The 17,025-nt window shown below is 44.1% G+C and carries 14 protein-coding genes, 1 riboswitch and 1 other annotated feature; of the genes, 10 read left to right on the forward strand and 4 right to left on the reverse strand.

What is annotated here, in order from left to right; genetic code table 11:
- Positions 1-91: 91 nt before the first annotated feature.
- The 3 genes from QFZ80_RS09410 to QFZ80_RS09420 are packed head-to-tail and all read left to right on the forward strand — an operon-like array spanning position 92 to position 2,719.
- Positions 92-1,015 carry an AEC family transporter gene (locus QFZ80_RS09410; RefSeq protein ID WP_307558600.1) on the forward strand — a complete coding sequence of 308 codons (924 nt, stop codon included), beginning with the start codon at positions 92-94 and terminating at the stop codon, positions 1,013-1,015.
- A 31-nt stretch (positions 1,016-1,046) separates the two neighbouring features.
- Positions 1,047-2,480 carry an NAD-dependent malic enzyme gene (locus QFZ80_RS09415; protein ID WP_307558602.1) on the forward strand — a complete coding sequence of 478 codons (1,434 nt, stop codon included), beginning with the start codon at positions 1,047-1,049 and terminating at the stop codon, positions 2,478-2,480.
- Positions 2,477-2,719 carry an HPr family phosphocarrier protein gene (locus QFZ80_RS09420; protein WP_307547161.1) on the forward strand — a complete coding sequence of 81 codons (243 nt, stop codon included), beginning with the start codon at positions 2,477-2,479 and terminating at the stop codon, positions 2,717-2,719. Before QFZ80_RS09415 ends, QFZ80_RS09420 begins: the two co-directional genes overlap by 4 nt.
- A 507-nt stretch (positions 2,720-3,226) precedes the next feature.
- On the opposite strand, the gene QFZ80_RS09425 is transcribed toward QFZ80_RS09420, so the two are convergent.
- Positions 3,227-3,433 carry a YrzA family protein gene (locus QFZ80_RS09425; RefSeq protein ID WP_057306477.1) on the reverse strand — a complete coding sequence of 69 codons (207 nt, stop codon included), beginning with the start codon at positions 3,431-3,433 and terminating at the stop codon, positions 3,227-3,229.
- Positions 3,434-3,617: 184 nt separating this feature from the next.
- On the opposite strand from QFZ80_RS09425, the gene QFZ80_RS09430 reads away from it, so the two are divergent.
- From QFZ80_RS09430 to QFZ80_RS09460, 7 genes are all read left to right on the forward strand, one after another.
- Complete coding sequence (locus QFZ80_RS09430) at positions 3,618-5,372, forward strand: ABC transporter ATP-binding protein (protein WP_307547158.1); 1,755 nt, start codon at positions 3,618-3,620, stop codon at positions 5,370-5,372.
- A complete protein-coding gene (locus tag QFZ80_RS09435) occupies positions 5,356-7,158 on the forward strand; it encodes an ABC transporter ATP-binding protein (RefSeq protein ID WP_307558604.1) in 1,803 nt (600 codons plus the stop codon). The genes QFZ80_RS09430 and QFZ80_RS09435 overlap by 17 nt, the downstream gene beginning before the upstream one ends.
- 355 nt (positions 7,159-7,513) lie before the next feature.
- A riboswitch (cyclic di-GMP riboswitch) is annotated at positions 7,514-7,608 on the forward strand.
- A gap of 159 nt (positions 7,609-7,767) precedes the next feature.
- Positions 7,768-7,995 carry a hypothetical protein gene (locus QFZ80_RS09440; protein ID WP_307558606.1) on the forward strand — a complete coding sequence of 76 codons (228 nt, stop codon included), beginning with the start codon at positions 7,768-7,770 and terminating at the stop codon, positions 7,993-7,995.
- Positions 7,996-8,162: 167 nt separating this feature from the next.
- Positions 8,163-10,400: a GDYXXLXY domain-containing protein gene (locus tag QFZ80_RS09445; protein WP_307558608.1), complete on the forward strand. Its 2,238-nt coding sequence runs from the start codon at positions 8,163-8,165 to the stop codon at positions 10,398-10,400.
- Between the two features lie 58 nt (positions 10,401-10,458).
- Complete coding sequence (locus QFZ80_RS09450) at positions 10,459-11,325, forward strand: EamA family transporter (RefSeq protein ID WP_307547151.1); 867 nt, start codon at positions 10,459-10,461, stop codon at positions 11,323-11,325.
- A gap of 48 nt (positions 11,326-11,373) precedes the next feature.
- Positions 11,374-11,594 (forward strand) — a binding site (T-box leader).
- Positions 11,595-11,672: 78 nt separating this feature from the next.
- On the forward strand, positions 11,673-13,559 hold the full coding sequence (locus QFZ80_RS09455; protein ID WP_307547149.1) for an arginine--tRNA ligase: 1,887 nt from the start codon (positions 11,673-11,675) through the stop codon (positions 13,557-13,559).
- 185 nt (positions 13,560-13,744) lie between these two features.
- Positions 13,745-14,374, forward strand: a complete 630-nt coding sequence (locus QFZ80_RS09460; RefSeq protein WP_057306470.1) for a hypothetical protein — start codon at positions 13,745-13,747, stop codon at positions 14,372-14,374.
- Positions 14,375-14,457: 83 nt separating this feature from the next.
- On the opposite strand, the gene QFZ80_RS09465 is transcribed toward QFZ80_RS09460, so the two are convergent.
- The 3 genes from QFZ80_RS09465 to panD form a co-directional block, all read right to left on the reverse strand.
- Positions 14,458-15,663, reverse strand: coding sequence for a threonine synthase (locus QFZ80_RS09465; RefSeq protein WP_307558610.1), 1,206 nt, complete (start codon positions 15,661-15,663; stop codon positions 14,458-14,460).
- A 155-nt stretch (positions 15,664-15,818) separates the two neighbouring features.
- Entirely contained in the window at positions 15,819-16,565 is a 747-nt protein-coding gene (locus QFZ80_RS09470; protein WP_307558612.1) for a YheC/YheD family protein, read from the reverse strand.
- Positions 16,558-16,959: an aspartate 1-decarboxylase gene (panD, locus tag QFZ80_RS09475; protein ID WP_307547144.1), complete on the reverse strand. Its 402-nt coding sequence runs from the start codon at positions 16,957-16,959 to the stop codon at positions 16,558-16,560. The genes QFZ80_RS09470 and panD overlap by 8 nt, the downstream gene beginning before the upstream one ends.
- Between the last annotated feature and the right edge of the window lie 66 nt (positions 16,960-17,025).

Genomic DNA, 17,025 nt, shown 5'->3' on the forward strand with positions numbered 1-17,025 from the left:
GACGTAGACCCCTATGATGCTGGGTGGAGCTCTGATACCAATCAGCCTCTATCGGTAGATTAGGGGTTTCATTTCATGGAGTGAAATTCAGATGGACGTACTATTTCTTATCGTGCTCAATGTCATTGTACCTGTATTTTTATTAATTGGAGCAGGGGCTTTTATGCATCGTGTTTTTCATTTTGATATGCATACCCTGTCTAAGCTCAATGCCTATTTCTTACTTCCAGCCGTCTCTTTTACGAATATTTATCAAAGTAAGCTGGAGTGGAGTACGCTGCTGCAAATCGTTAGTTTTTTGCTTCTGCAAAGTATCACTCTTATCGCGTTAAGCAAAGGAACAGCAAAACTGGCTAAATTTGATAAAAGCTTGTCCTCCAGCTTTTCGAATAGTGTAGTACTTAGCAATTCGGGTAATTTCGGCTTGCCGGTGTCACAGCTTGTGTTTCAGGGCAATCCGGTCGGCTTGTCTGTTCAAGTTATTGTAACCATCTATCAAAACCTTTTAACCAATACATATGGATTGGTTAATGCTGTTTCCGCGCAAAGCCAAGGACAAAAGATGCTGCGTGAGCTTTTGAAAAACTCCATGATTCTTGCATTTATACTTGGGTTGCTGATGCATATTCTAGCGATTCCAATACCGGCATTCTTATGGCATCCGCTCCAGAATGTATCTAACGCCTTCCTTGCAATAGCACTAGTTACACTAGGTGCACAGAGTGCTTACTTGCAGTTTAAGCAGCTTAGCGGCGCACTTATTTTCAGCCTTATCGGTAGACTTCTTGTCTCACCGATTCTTGCACTAATCTTGATTTTACTGCTTCATTTAGAGGGGACAACCGCACAAGCCTTGCTTATCGCCAGCTCGTTTCCCACGTCAAGGAACAGCGCGGTATTTGCATTAGAATACGGGAATCACCCGGAATACGCAGCTCAAGTGGTACTGCTCTCTACTTTGTTCAGCAGTTTGACTGTTACCGTAGTCGTGTACGTATCGAAATTATTATTTTAGGCATGATGCCCGTAGAAACGAGGAGTTCACTTTGAAAGATACGATTGGCGGCAAAAGCATTATTCTGCGTGTGGAGCTGCAAACTGAAGCCGTTCATTTTGGACAATTAATCACCGTCATTACAGAAAATGGTGGAGATGTTATTGCTATTGACGTTATTCAATCAGGTCCAAATTGGACGGTTCGAGATATTACCGTTACCTCATCCGAACAGGCTCAATTGGAAGCTGTGGCCGAAGCTATCAAGCTGCTGCAGGGTGTGAAGCTTGTTCATGTATCAGATCGCACCTTTCTGCTCCACCTAGGCGGCAAGATTGAGATGAAGCCTAAGGTACCGATTCAGAATCGAGACGATCTGTCTCGCGTGTATACACCCGATGTTGCGCGAGTTTGCATGGCGATTCATGAGAAGCAGGAGAATGCGTATAAGCTTACGATTAAGCGAAATACGGTTGCTGTTGTTTCGGATGGCAGTGCGGTGCTAGGTTTGGGTAATATCGGACCCTACGCGGCTATGCCAGTCATGGAAGGTAAGGCAATGCTGTTCAAGCAGCTCGCTGATGTTGATGCCTTTCCAATCTGCTTAGACACTCAAAACACAGAAGAAATCATTGCCACGATTAAGAATTTAGCCCCTGCTTTTGGCGGGATCAATTTAGAGGATATCTCTTCGCCGCGTTGTTTTGAGATTGAGGAAAGGCTGCGCGAAGAGCTTGATATTCCTGTATTCCATGATGATCAGCACGGGACGGCAGTCGTTCTGTACGCTGGGCTCATTAATGCATTGAAAGTCGTTGGGAAATCGATTAACGAAGCAAAGGTTGTCATCTGTGGCATTGGAGCGGCTGGCATTGCTTGCTCCAACATACTACTCGCGGCAGGTGTCAAGGAATTGATTGGAGTTGATCGAGAAGGGGCTTTGGTGAGCAGCACTTCGTATAGCAATCCTATATGGAACTGGTACGCGGAACGAACCAACCCGAATCGACTAACAGGTTCCTTGCACGAAATTATTGAAGGGGCCGATGTATTTATCGGATTATCCTCTGGTGGTGTGTTGAAACGGGTCGATGTTGAACGGATGGCGCCGCATCCCATTGTATTCGTGATGGCGAATCCGACACCGGAGATTCATCCCGATGAAATTGAAGACATTGCAGGCGTAATAGCGACGGGAAGGTCTGATTTCCCGAATCAGATTAATAATGTCCTATGCTTCCCAGGCATATTTCGAGCCGCGTTAGACTGCCAGGCTACGACAATTAATGAGGAAATGAAGCTAGCTGCTTCCGCAGCTATCGCCTCTGTTGTAGCCCCGCAAGAATTGAACAAATTGTACATTATTCCGAGTGTTTTCAATCAAGAGGTAGTTAGACGTATTCGGACAGGGGTCATTGAAGCAGCAATAAGAACCGGAGTGGCTCGAAGAATGCCGCGCGAATTCAGGTCGGGGGGATCTATATGAGTGGATTGGAGACAAGAGCGATTGTTGAAATCAACCAAGTGGCAAATCAATTTCAATCAAGCATTGTTATCAAAGTGGGCAAGCGATTCATCGATGTCAAAAGTATTCTTGGGCTAAGCATTACGCTCTTTAGCAACGAGGTGTACCACTTAGAAATTCATGGCCCCGACGAAGCTAAGGCTAAGCTTGCCATGGAACAACTATTTATCAAACATGGGCTTCCGCTAAGCGGAATTTAATAGGAATGAAATGTTGCCACTAAAGGGTAACACCAAGTGATAACAGCTAGGGAACACAAGTGGCAATACCAAGGGCAATCCCTAATGGGCAACACCAATCGAACAATTCTAAAATCTGAACAAAAAACCTTCAACACCACTTTTAAAGTGGAGCTGAAGGTTTTTTTAGTGTTCACAGTAGGGGGAGAGGTACACAAGTTGTACAGTCTACAACAATTTCCTTGATTTCTTTTTATTAAACGGAAGATGTTGTATGTTGTGCAACAATTTAGCCTTCATTCCTACTTGAGAGCAAATTTGGGCTGAAATTATTGTATTTTTTGCAACAATCGCTAGGAATTAGTGAATTTCCTAATGTTGTATGAAGTACAACATCATAAGTAGCAAAAGGAACTACGATGCGTTATTTATCGAAATAACGCATCGACGTTCCCTTTCACGCAGCTTTTGTTTTGGTGAAAGGAAACCAAATCAAATTCGGCCTAGCGAATGAAGTATGTTCAAAAATTATTTCACCTTAAAATGCACAACTGCGCTGTACAGCATTTTACCAGCGTTCGGATCGAACACGATGTGATGCTGAATCGCGAACACGTCCAGCAGTAAAGCTTTGTTGTTATCGATTTGCTCGTTGATTTGCCGTTCCAGCGTTTTCATATCATAAGCTTGAAAAAACTCAATTTTATTATCTATGCGATCCAAAAGAAAGTCCATGATCTTACTCCTCCCTAAGCTAAGTTGTAAAGTTAAGACAACTTCTCTTATTATAACGTCAATATCTGATATAGGAAGTACATATGAATAGGCGTATACTGTAAGGGGATACATGACCGCATGTTCAGATGGATCGGGAATCCCTCATTTGCTAGACAAACTTGTAGTAGGAAGTGATGTCGTTTTGAAGTCTACACGGTTATTGGTTGATTTCTTCAAAGAGAAATGGCCGTTGTACGTTGTAGCCGCATTGTCCATTTCTTTAGGTAACATTGTTCACTCGTACTACCCCAAGCTGCTAGGCATGTTTACAGATCAGCTGCAGCAAGGACTTTTGAACAAAACTCTTATTGTTGACTACAGTCTAAAGCTGCTGATGATTGGCGTTACATTCGGTGTTTTAGCAGCCATTGGTCAGTACATGATCATGCGTAACGGAAGACGCTTCGAGTTTGTTTCAAGAAACCGCTTGTTTAACCATTTCACACAACTGGGCGCAACATTTTACTCCAAGAACGGCGTTGGTAAGCTGCTGAGCTACGTGATGAATGACGTAACTGTCATTCGAGAATCGATTTCCATGGGGATTAACCACGTGGTAAACTCTGCCATTTTGATCACGGCTGTCATAGTCATGATGCTGTTCAGTTCGATCCCGCTTTATTTAATTCTCGTCTGTATATTGCCCTTATTGCTAATTCCTGTTCTAACCGTTCGATTTCAACCTATTATTAAAAAGCATTCTTTACAGGTACAAGAAGCATTAGGCAAAATGACGGAATCAGCCGAGGAGCAATTCGGAGGCATACGGGTAGCCAAGAAATTTGCAGTGGAACCGATTATGGTCCATAGGTTTAGTGAAACGGTAGATCGGATTCGGGACAACCAATTGAGGCTGGTTCGGCTATCTTCCTTATTTGAAGCACTTATTCCGTTTCTGGGCGCAATATCGCTGATCATCGCGATTGCTTTTGGGGGCTATTTGACTATTCAAGGTCGGATTACGATTGGCCATTTCGTTGAATTAACGCTATACATACGGATGATGGTAAACCCTTTACAGCAAATTGGCCGCGTCATTAATGCGATGCAGCGCTCTCGAGCTTCGCTTGAACGAATGAATGAGCTGCTCGATTTGAAATCCGAAATTGTGCAAAACGAGCTTGCGCAAATATCCGACCTCGATCATGAAGGAATTCGGATTGAACATTTGTCTTTTGCCTATCCTGATGATGAGGACGAAGTGCTTCATGACATAACGTTAACGATTGAACCTGGTAAATCCATTGGTATTATCGGGAAAACAGGCAGCGGTAAATCGACTTTGGTGAAGCTAATGCTTAGGATATACGACCCACCGGAGGGAACGGTATGGATCGGGGATACGGATATTCGCGATGTGACATTAGAAAGCCTGCGTAATCAAATCGCTTACGTTCCGCAAGAGGGGTTCTTGTTTAGCACGACGATCCGCGATAACATCGCCTTTTATAAAAGAGAATCCCCCTTAGAACAGGTTGAGCGTGCTGCCAAGAAAGCACAAATCCTTTCCAGTATTACGTCATTTCCTGAGAAGTTTGAGACGAAGCTGGGTGAGCGCGGTGTCACCTTATCGGGTGGGCAGCGTCAACGAACAAGCTTAGCTAGAGGGATCATAAAGGATTCTCCTTTGATGATTCTAGACGATAGTGTAAGCGCTGTAGACTCTGTGACAGAGAAGCACATCATCGATACGATTCGGAAAGAGCGTTTGAACAAAACGACCATTTGGATCGCACATCGAATCTCTGCATTGAAGCATACGGATGAGATTATTGTACTTCACGAAGGCAGGATTGTGCAGCGCGGCACGCACCAAGAGCTAATTGCGCAGGAAGGCTTGTACGCCGAGCTTCATGCGATACAAGAGGGAGGTAGCGACGATGCCAAAAGAGAATAACAAAAGCAATGAGGAGCGGCAGAAGACGCGATCTTCCTTTCGTTCTTTATCCGTTTATGCCAAACCGCATAAGTTAACCTTTGTAGCTGTTTTATTTTGCGCGTTACTTGGGATAGCAGCCGATTTATTTCAGCCGTATCTGGTTAAGATCGCGATTGATGATAATTTGATGATCGGGAAAAATGACTATCGCTCGCTGCTGCTTATTTGTTTGTTTTATGTGGGTCTGTCCATCAGTAGTTTATTTTTCAGTTATCTGCAGAACAATTTATTGCAGTTTGCAGGTCAAAGCATCGTCGCCAAAATACGGAAGGATTTGTTCGAGCACATCTTTAAGCAGTCGATGTCTTATTACGATCGGACGCCAAGCGGCAGCCTGATTACACATGTTTCCAGTGACACTGAAACGCTGAATCAGTTTTTTACGCAGGTTCTTCTTAGTTTGGTACGCGATGGCATGACACTCGTATTCATCATTGTGTTGATGTATCATCTGGACCCACAGCTAACGCTGTACAGCATGATTGTGATTCCCATCATTGTCCTCATAGCGGTTAGCTTTCGCAGGTATATGCGCAAAACCTATCAGCTCTCGAGGACGCAGCTGTCTCAAATGGTGGCGTTTGCCGCTGAGAATTTATCAGGAATGCATCTCATTCAAGCTTTTCATCAAGAGAAGGAACAGATGAATCGCTTCACTGAGCGGAATCTTGGGTATTTCCGTGCTAATTTGAGAGAAATACGTACCAATGTTTTGTTCAATCGTTCCTTTGATATTTTGGGTAATTTATCGGTAGCCTTTATTACTTGGATTGGCGGTATTGCTGTTTTCGACAAAACGATTGAATTCGGTGTTTTGTATGCTTTCATTACGTATATCCGGCAGTTTTTTCAACCGATTAATAACATTACTCAGCAGTGGAATACCCTTCAATCTACGACGGTGTCTGTCAATCGAATTTGGAATATCTTCTCCATTCAACCGGAAGTAAGGGATAAGGAAGGCGTGTCGCCGCCCTCGTTGTCCGACGTGAAAGGGGACATTCATTTCAACCATGTGCATTTTGGTTATTTGAAGGATACAACTGTTATTGAGGATCTAGAGCTTCATATTGAACCCGGCGAATTGATTGGTATTGTGGGGACGACGGGTGCTGGTAAGAGCTCGCTGATTAGTCTGCTTTGCCGCTTTTATGATGTGCAGGAGGGAAGTATCCGCATTGATGGCACGGATCTTCGTGATATCCCGCAGGCCGTACTCCATCGTATGGTTGGACTTGTGCAGCAGGAACCTTACTTATACGCAGGCAGTATTCTGGACAATGTCCGGATGTTCGATGAAACCATAACACGTGAGGAAGTTATTGAGGCATGCCGGATGGTTGGGGCAGACATTCTCATTTCACGAATGAAGGATGGTTATGAGTCCCGCATATCCGAGAGGGGAAGCGGGCTTTCCGCAGGAGAGAGACAGCTGATCTCGTTCGCGCGAATTATCGTATTCCAGCCGAAAGTACTGATTTTAGATGAAGCTACAGCGAATTTGGATTCACAAACGGAGCAGTTGATTCAATCCGCGCTGCAGGTCGTAGCCGAGGGAAGAACGACACTTGTTATCGCACATCGCATCTCAACCATTATGCATGCCAACCGCATCATTGTAATGAGCCAGGGGAAAATTGTTGAAGAAGGGAACCATGCTCAATTACTTGCGCTTCGTGGCTATTACGAGCAATTATATCTGCATTCACAGGGGAATATGGATGCGAAGCAAACGATTTCATAGCAGGCATGCACGGCAACTTAGGTGTGAAAATAAGCTTTGTCCGACTCCTTGTTAGGAAATCGTGACGAAGCTTTTCTCATTTTATATGCGTGACAAAAGTCCTAGAAAGACTCTAAAAGTTTCTATCGTTGTATTGCGTAAATGGATTGGTATATCTGTCTTGAGAGAGAGTTTTGATCCTATTTTACCTTTGGTTAGGGAAAATGTTAAAAAAGCAATATAGTTACAATATACTAACTTTACAAACAATACTGGAAAATTGTGTTGTTTTATTTATATTACTATACTATGCTAATGTATAAAATTGTAAAGTTTTGTTGTCGATTATTGTCGAAGATGGGAATTTTCACCTACAACTTTATAATGGCAAACCTATTGAAAAATAGGGACGCAAAGCTAGAGGGACTACTGGCGGAGCAATCCACGAAAGACGCAAGCTCAATCACCGAGCTCGTTTCTAGTACCCAAAATGACAGCATTCTTGTCATGGAGAGCATTGTTCAAGGAAATTAAGCAGTTGAACAAGGTCAAAGCTGGATTAACGATACGTATGAAAGTTTTAAAGTTATTTTTAATGGAATTTCTGTTTTCTCCAATCGGACAGACCACTTGATCCATACATTAGAGAGAGCGGAAAGATCCTTTGAGACTATTTCTAACGCCATGCAGAAAATCTCTGGAATTACTGAGGAACAATCTGCAGGCTACGAGGAAGTGGCGGCGGCGGCTCAAGAGCAAAGTGCTTCCATTCAGGAAATAACCTCAGCGATTCGCCAACTATCTGATATGGCTGTTGTACTGCAAAGTTCTGTTCAAAAGTTTAAGAATACAGATTGAATATAACGGCTTTCTTCATTCGATACTTGCCAGCCTAGTGCTGGCTTTTTTGTTATTTTAATGTCTTGTCATCTATAGGCTAATGATCTGGTACTAGGAATAGATAGTACTTCTCAAACTGAACATCTCTAGTACAATAAGAAGTAAGCGAGAGGAGGAATATCATCATGAAATCTAAATTTGTTACGATTCAACTAGGCTATATATTGGGAGCTAGTGCTCTACTAACCGCCATTGTATATTTTTTTGCTACGAATTGGGAGAAATTAAACCGCTGGGAGAAATTCATTCCTGTCTTTGTGCTCATTATGGGCTTTTACGGCTTATCAGTATGGCTTTCTCGCCAAAATGGCAGGCAGTTTCTAAGTAAACTTAGCCTGTTTGCGAGCTGTATATCCTTCGGTGTAGGTGTTGGACTCATTGGGCAAACCTACAATTCTCATGCTGACAGTTACAGCTTGTTCGCCGTATGGTTCATTCCGGCATTTTTACTTGCCCTATTAACTAGATGGCAGCCCTACTATGCACTGGCCTATATTTTGGGCCATCTCGCTTATGGGATTTATTTCTTTGGACGTTGGGGAGGGAGTTCAGATGCGGAAATCATCCAAATTGCCATCTGGCTCGGAATCGCCATTGCGAATGGCATCTTGTATGTTCTGACCGAGCAGGGGCGTTTGCAATCGTCTTTTCTCAAATGGATCTCTTTTCAAGTTGGGATGGCTGTTTTAGTCGTGGCTTCCAATTCACAAGAGTACGAAAAGTACGGTGTCTTTATGAACTTACCTCTCGTCCTAGTACTTGCGATAGCGATTTACTATACACACAAGACGAGGAACAAAGCTTATCTATTGTTTGCGGGTTTGTGGGTATCGATCTCGGTGACCGTCAAATATATCGAGCTTATTATCCAGCATTATAACGAGTTGTTTTTCATTGCCAGCTTGTTGTTTATTATCTTGTTCATCTTTGCGAATGTAAAGTTCATGAACTTTATTCGTTCTTGGAATCCTGCATCCAAGCATTTGGATCCGGAAAATCACTCAGATCTAGAAGCTTCGGATCAAGCAAAGCCGGATGGCGATTTTACCAAATGGGTCGTCCGTGTTCTCACTGTATCAGTCATCATTATTGGTTCGATTCTGGGAAGCTTGACGATCATTGGGATCGTTACAGTTGTACTAGGATTTGATGAACCGGAGAATGTATTGATAGGTTTTGGTTTTGTCACTGTCATTGCGATGATCATAGCGAAAAAACTAAATGCATTAGTGCGATACACGATTCTCATTAGTGGACTGCTGCTTGGCGCGGGAGCGGCTGTTTTTACGGAAAATGTTCCTATTCTCTTGGTTTTCCTTGCTCTTACGGTTGCAGCTTTTATCTACATTACTGGTTTGGTACATCGCATATTCTTCTTTCTTGCTGCCGTCATAATTGCTGCGTTCGTACTAATCAATTGGATCGATAGCGGCATTATAGTCCTTACAGTGCTTACCAGCTTATTATTCCTTATGTTTGCCTTTGGTCAGGTTATAGCAAATGCGGGAGTCAGACAGCCTATTCTTTACAGCAGTTTTCCTTCATTTCTGTTAACTTTATTCGCCTTAACCTTTATAGCGGAGTCATCTTGGTATTATATAGCAAATGTGCTGTTCTTTATCGTCGTTGTTCTCGCTTTGGTCATTAGTAGACAACTGAATATCAAATGGATTTATACTTGGTCAATGGGCTTCTGGATTGCTTTCCTGGTATACAAATATTACTATCTGGCCTGGAAGCTTCTGCATAAATCGATTAGCTTCGCCATTATCGGGATTCTGATCCTTGCCTTTACGGTTTGGTATGAAAAAAGACATCGCTTGGAAGCAAGTGAACAACCAGATGTTACTTCTACTTATGCGATGAATCGCTGGATTATTGCACTTCTTGTTCTGCTGCAAGTCATGGCAATGTCCTTACAAATTGGTAAAAGTGAGTGGCTGCTCGCTCACGGACAGCTGATTAAGCTGCAGCTTGAACCGCTTGATCCACGTTCTCTTATTCAGGGTGATTATGTGCGTTTACGCTATACGATATCTGAGCCGCCTCTATTTGCAGATAAAAATGATGATGCAAATTCTAAGGGGAAAATGACAGTCGTTCTCGCTCCGAACCTGGCGACAGGTGTTTACGAATACCGCCGCGTGTATACCAAAGGGGAAACATTAGCTCCGGGAGAGGTTCGCTTGAATGGAAAGAAAAACGGTTATGAAGGTATGGAGTTCGGCATTGAGACTTATTTCATTCCGGAAGGAACAGGTCGTATTTATGAACGGGATGCCAAATTTGCTGAAGTAAAAGTTTCTGCTGGCGGCGATGCGATCCTTGTTCGATTATTGTTACAACCAAGTGTTGTCCAATAAAGATTATTGTGGTAAAATTACCCGATCTTTGCTTAAAAGAAAGGGGTACCCTGTTCTCATGTGGCTTATATTTTCAGTACTTGCAGCTGTCAGTTTCGGGCTGCGTGGTATTCTATATCATTGGACCAGTCAACAATCGCTGAATCGGAATGTGCTGCTCTGCGGCACATTTTTTATGGGGGCGCTCGTCAGCATTTGCTGCGCCCTTATTACCCAGCAAGAGTGGACGGTGTCTGCTCTGATTGGTGTTCAAATGGGATTGTTCTCCTTTGGAGCCAATGCCAGTATGTTTAAAGGCTTTGCGGTTGGCAAAGCCTCATTAGTTGCCATCCTCACCGGATTACCATCGGTCGTTGTGGTCTTCGTCGCATTTCTACTTTGGGATGAACGACTCAATTTATGGCAATTCTTTGCCTTCATTGTGATCGTTGTAGGTATCTTATTCGTCCGTTACTCGAATGATATCACATTAAAGAATCTGCAAGGAGCCGGATGGGGAGTGCTTGCTTTGTTTCTTTTTGCGGGGAATGATTTGTCTAGCAAATGGACAACCATCGTTTCTGCGCCGTTGTTTCCAACGCTATTTTTTATGTTTGTGACTGGGACATGCTGTTTCGGATTATGGTGGTTGAAGGACAGGTCAAAGGATAAAGGAAAAGAAGCTGCACCAGCCAGTTGGACCGAACGTAGAACTTTCCTGATTGGAATGGTCATCGGGATTACAAATGTCATTGGTATGGTCTTTATTATTCATGCGTTCGATCAGGGGAAAACAGGGTTAGTTTCCGCGGTCGTTGCACTTAATGTATTGATAGTCTTATTGTATACACGGTTTGTTCTGAGGGACAAATTCTCAAAAATGGAGCAATCCGGCTTAGCTTTAGCATTCATTGGCATTATGATGATGAAATTAGTTGGATCTTGACAACACATTATTATTGCTGTAATATTCAGTAAATTCTTAATTTCATAAGCAACATTGGTGAACAGGACAGTAATTCTTGTCGGACAGTCGCAGCGAGCCGGAGAAGGTGGGAACCGGTACGAATGTCAAGAGTGAAGCGGGCCTGGGAAATGGTCTTCCGATAGTACGATGTAGGGAGATTCGGCATAAGCCGTTATCGTTGGAGTGGTTAAACCAGTGGTTTAACACTTAGAGTGGTACCGCGGGAATGAACAGCTCTCGTCTCTTATTGTAGAGACGGGGGCTTTTTTGCATTTTCCTGCCAAAACATTCGCAGTTACGCACTAACCTATTAGGAGGAATATTCCATGATTCAACAGCTTCTAACGAATGAAATCAAGCTTCATGTAGATGTTTTATTTCAAGAGTACGGAATTGAACAGCCTGCGACTCTGAAAATCTTGACGGAGCACCCCGCTCATCCTGAGCACGGGGATTACAGCACGAATGTAGCTATGCTTTTAGCAAAAATAGTTCGTAAAGCTCCTTTGCAAATCGCGCAAGAGCTTCAACAGCGCATAGAAAAGAGCGGGTGTGTTCAAAGCTTATTCGCCAAAGTGGCTGCGGTGCCGCCAGGGTTTCTGAACTTTTATGTTAATTGGGACACCTGGTCTTCTGGTCATTATGGTGCTGCCAAAGGGCTTGTTGACCAAAGAAACAAAACAAAAGTTTTGATCGAGCATACGTCAATCAACCCCAATAAAGCTGCTCATGTTGGCCATTTGAGAAATTCATGTATCGGTGATTCGTTGTCACGCATGCTCTCGCAAGCAGGCTATCAGGTGGAGGTGCATAACTATATCGATGATCTGGGGAATCAATTAGCGGATACCGTGGTGGGCATTCTTCATACACAAACAGAAGAGACTTTTCATCGATTTGGCGATTTTTGTTGGGAGACCTACGCGAAGGTGAATCAGGCTTACAAAGTGCAGCCGGAGCTTGTAGAGCAGCGTTCTACAGTTCTTCATGCGCTAGAGAGCGGGCATTCTAATCTTGCATGGATGGGTGCTTTGGTGGCGGAAAGGATCGTTCGCGAGCAGTTGGATGAAATGAAGCAATTCGGCATTCACTACGATGTGCTGGTTTGGGAAAGCAGTATTGTGAGAGCGGGATTTTGGGATACAACCTTCGAGTTGTTGAGCCAAACGGATATGTTTCATAAGGTGACGGATGGGAAATTAGCAGGCTGCTGGGTACTGAAGAATCTAGAAGAAGGGGTTGTTGCAGCTGGAGAAAGCACGGATTATCAAGGGGATAAAGTGCTCGTTCGTTCCAATGGTATATTAACGTATACAGCGAAGGATATAGCCTATCATCTATGGAAATTCGGTGTGCTGTCGAATGATTTTGTATATAAAAAATGGGAGGATGGACTATGGTCCACAGCTTCCCAGGGCAGAAAGAAATCGATAGGGCAAGCAGATGTCGTCATTAATGTCATTGATTATCGTCAGCAATACCCGCAAGAGATGGTTAAGCTAGCTCTAGAAGTACTGGGCTATGAGCAGCAGGCGAGTCAGCTTAAGCACGTGAGCTATGGGGTTGTTTCCTTAAGCCCGGAAACTGCAGCAGGACTAGGTATTGATATTTCGGATGGCAAAAGCTCCTATGCGATGTCTGGGCGCCAAGGGATTGGAATTAAAGTCGCGGACCTGTTAGATCACATGGAGAGAGTCATTGACGCTAAACGTACAAGAAAAGCGGGGATTTCCAGCAGATCAATAGCTGCGGCTGCGATCCGTTATTATTTGTTGAAATATCAGCTGCAAACGGAAGTTATTTTTGACTTGGAACATGCGACGGAAATTACCGGGAACACGGGCGTCTACTTGCTTTATGCCTACACAAGAGCAAACAGTATTTTGGACAAAGCGAAGAAAGATACTCGACTGCAAAGGATGGAAGCAAAGTTCGATGGGAATCTTTTGGAAGAACAGGAATACCACCTATTGAGGCACGCTGCCTATTGGCCCGAAACACTGGAAACGGCCACTAAGCAATTGGCGCCGAGCATACTCTGTCATTATGCTTTTGAGCTAGCTTCGCTTTTTAACCATTTCTACAGTGTTTGTCCGGTTTTAAAAGGTAGTGAAGAACGCATTGCCCATCGCCTTTGGATCACGCAAGCGTATAAACAGACCATGCATCAGGTACTGGAAGTACTTGGTATGCCGACGCCAAAACGATTGTAACCGGAAAAGCGATCGCATTTACCCTATGCACTCGCCGAGACACTGTCACTCTTGCGCATACCTCGGAAGTCGGCGTTGTTCGCATTCGTCCTTAAAAATGCAACATAAGCTTTCTGATCTTGATCAAATGCGGTACAATAGGGATATTCGTGCCAATTTGAATGATTCAGGAGGCTTTAACCACAATGACAGAAAAAGATATCGACACACAAGCTCCAGTAGATAACGAACAAGATCAAGAACGCGAACAGGCTCAGATCATTATGACTTGGTTTCAGCACATTCAAGAAGTAATGAAAGAACAATTTCCCGAATATGAAGTAGATGGACAAATCGGCAATAATCCGACTTATGGTCCAATGTTTGCTTTCACACTTAAAAATGATGAAAAGTCCACATCATGCGGATTTTTCTTAAATGAAATTATGAGAAACTTCCAAACGAATCCGAATGCGGGGCTGTGGTTATCGTCCTTCTTCGTAGACTTGCTGAGAAGCCCGGAAAATCATCCGCTGCCGAATCCTCCACAATCGGAAGATGAAGCCAAAGAACTGCTGGATAAACACATTGTTCCTTATTGTGCGGCTACCGTGCGAGAAGAATTCCCTGATCAAAAGATCTATGTGGACTTGGAGCTTCATGAGGAGCATGGTCCAGTCCTAGAGGCTGGATTCGTAGCTGTTGAAGACGGCAATAATACGTGTGCGCTTCCGCTGCAATATTTAATGACGTTATATTTATTGAATCGTGACCCGGCAGAGCCTTTAATTCAAGCGATGTATCGGTTGTATGAAGAAAATAATTTAGGTCAATAAAATTTAGAACTAAACAGCCAGGAGGGCTTCCTCCTGGCTGTTTAGTTTGATTTTAGGGAGCTTATAGCGGAATAGTTACCTATCTACAAACGGCGATAATCCTCATAGCTTCTAATAATAGGAAGTGCAGAGATGGAACCAAACTTCACATATTTCATCGCGTGCGACGTGTTAAAAAGCACAACGGAATCGCTCGGACGCAGCCATCCGCTATCGCAGAGGGCGAGCAGACCTGCCCAAGTTGCCGAGCCTTCGGGGGAGGAGGAGATGCCCAATGAGCCCAAGGTATGCGTGGCTTCGGCAATTTGGCTCTTGGAGAGAGCGATGGCTGTGCCGCCGCTTTGTTCCACAATCGACAGGATGAACGCCAAGTCTGGCGGATTCGGTACGCGCATACCTGTCGGACTAGCTTCTACTCCGGCAGCTTGGGCACTTTTAGCTTGGCTGCAGGCTATGCCATCTACAATTGGCTGGCATCCCTCTTCCTGCACGCAGACGAATCTTGGCATGGGACCGTCAATCCAGCGGAGTGCTTTGAGCTCCTGGTAAGCTTTCCACATGCCAATAATACCGGAGCCGCCGCCGGTTGGATAGATGATAACGTCGGGGAACGTCCAACCAAGTTGTTCGGCGAGCTCAAGTCCCATTGTTTTCTTGCCTTCTACACGTCCGGGCTCCTTCAATGTGCCGACGTTAACCCAGCCTTGATCTTGTTTACCCGCTTCAATGATTGCTGCTGCATCATGAATGAAGCCGTCGACGAGGAAGGTGGCAGCTCCATATAACGGACATTCGTCCACGATTAATGGCGGGCAATCCATGGGGATAAAGACAGATGCCTCGATCCCTGCACGCCCTGCATAAGCGGCTAATGCGCCCGCGGCATTTCCATTGGATGGAACGGCCGCTTTCGTCGCTCCTGCTTCCTTGAGCAAGGAAACAGCGACGGAGAAGCCCCTCGACTTAAAGCTCCCCGTAGGGTTCTGCTCTTCTCTCTTGATCCATAACCGTTTAATAGGCAGCTTCTGCTCCCATTCCTGCATGCGCAAGAGTGGCGTCCAGCCTTCGCCTAAGGTGACGATACAATCAGGGTTACTCACTGGAAGCAATTCTTTATATCTCCACATCGATGGGTAGCGTGTTTGTAATGCTTCCTTCGTTAACGTTCTAGCTATGTGCTCCAAGTCGTAATCGACCAATAAAGTGCCACCGCAGTCGCATTTCATTTCTTGATAGCGAAAAGGGAGCCTTGCAGAACATCGTGAGCAATAAAGCCCCAATCGGTTCATCTCCGGGCCTCCTCAAAGTTTTCAATAGGAAAACTATCGTAGTTTTAATTTGAGTTTTGCTATTGCAAACTCTTATTTAGACTATTACCAAGAGGAGAAGAAGGAAACGGCTTGTGTCTTTTGATTTATTTTATTTTCGAACTTATTTCTCCGATTCATTTATTTGGTTTGCTTTTGTGAAATGACTTTATCTTGTGGAATATCGACTTATCCTTCAGTTTCAAAAATAGCTCAAGCATAGGAGCAAAATTAACCTCAATAATCCAAACATTTCCCTCTTTGTCAAAAGCCATATCAATCCCCATCGTACGCACCCAAGGATAGAAAGGACCTAATTTCTGAGCGGCTTGCAAAGCAACTTTATCGAGCTGTGAGAGGAGGTCGGCAGCCGGCATCGTTTTGAGCACCGAATTTTTGAGCGCATGCTCCACCGATACAACCTTGCCGCTGCTCATACGAATATTCGTTACGATAAAGCCCTTTCCGGCCACTTTGGCTAGTTTACCGGTCACTTCCCAAGGCGAATTTAGGCGGCGCTGCACCATGACTCTGAGATCAAAGGGCCGGTCATTCACCGTGGCAAGCGGAATTCGCTCCTGAATGATGTTATTCTTGCCCGCTTTCTTTTTGATATAGGCGTTTAATTGGGTATGCTCTGTAAAATTTTTCTTTGTAGCGCCATCCTGCACCTCATATGTGGAAGAATCCATCTTTTTGATCCGAATGACACCATTGCCCCCATAGCTCCCAGTCGGTTTAATGATGACCTCACCGTATTTTTTTATCATGCGCCAGAAAGAGCTCTCTCTCAGCCAGGCTGTTTCTGGAAGATTCACATGAAGTTTAGACGATTTCCGCAGCAGCTTATATTTGGTCCATTTGCTTGTGTTTAGTTTATTCATTGAATTTCGCTTCTTGCTTGAGAATAACTAGATCATGTTCTTCAACCCGGAGCAGTTGATTGCGTTCATCAACGAAAACCACTTGAGGTTTGAGGTTGTTAATTTCTGTTTCATTCATAAGTCCCATACTAAGAATAATTACGAGATCGCCTGGAGCAAAAAGATGGGCAGGGGGACCATTCAAACCGATCTTGCCGCAGCCTTCCGGCGCAGGTATCGCATATGTTTTCCACCTGGTGGCGTTTCGCAGGCTTGTGACTTGAACCATTTCATAGGGTAAAATATTCGCTTTGCGCATCAATAAACCGTCTATGGTAATGCTTCCCACGTAATCCAAATCGGCTTCCGTTACCGTCGCACGGTGGATCTTCCCTTTACACATTAGTCGCTGCATATGCAGTAGCTCCTTTATCATCACATAAGGTATTCATCACAAAGTATGACTAAGGTCGGCATCCTG

Origin of the sequence: Paenibacillus sp. V4I7, assembly GCF_030817275.1 — a bacterium.
Classification (GTDB): domain Bacteria; phylum Bacillota; class Bacilli; order Paenibacillales; family NBRC-103111; genus Paenibacillus_E.